Source organism: Streptomyces sp. SP18CS02, from assembly GCF_036322365.1.
Lineage (GTDB): Bacteria > Actinomycetota > Actinomycetes > Streptomycetales > Streptomycetaceae > Streptomyces.
The window spans coordinates 1-300 of record NZ_JAQYXC010000259.1 but is presented as its reverse complement, the minus strand read 5'-3'; the positions used below and the strand labels follow the sequence as shown (position 1 = coordinate 300).

General features: G+C 71.3%; 1 protein-coding gene. It reads left to right on the top strand.

The genetic code is table 11. From position 1 onward, the window contains the following. A partial coding sequence (locus PUR26_RS05845; RefSeq protein WP_329869852.1) for a sigma factor occupies positions 1 to 300 on the top strand: 300 nt, incomplete at both ends.

Here is a 300-nt window from a genome sequence, read left to right as displayed (position 1 = left end):
CAACGAGACGGAGGCCCCCCCCAGACCGCAGGCAAGGGCCGCGGACACCCGGGCTCACAACCATCTCCTCTACTGCCAGCACAAGGGTCTGGAGCAGGGCACCCCGGAGCACCAGCGCCTGCCCCGCGCCCTGAACGAGGCGAACCTGCCCCTGGTGCGGAACGCGGCCGCCCGCTTCCGCTCCCGCAACGACCCGAAGGAGGACGTCGTCCAGGTCGGCACGCTCGGCCTGATCAACGCGATCGACCGGTTCGACCCGGACCGGGGCGTCCAGTTCCCCACCTTCGCCATGCCGACCGT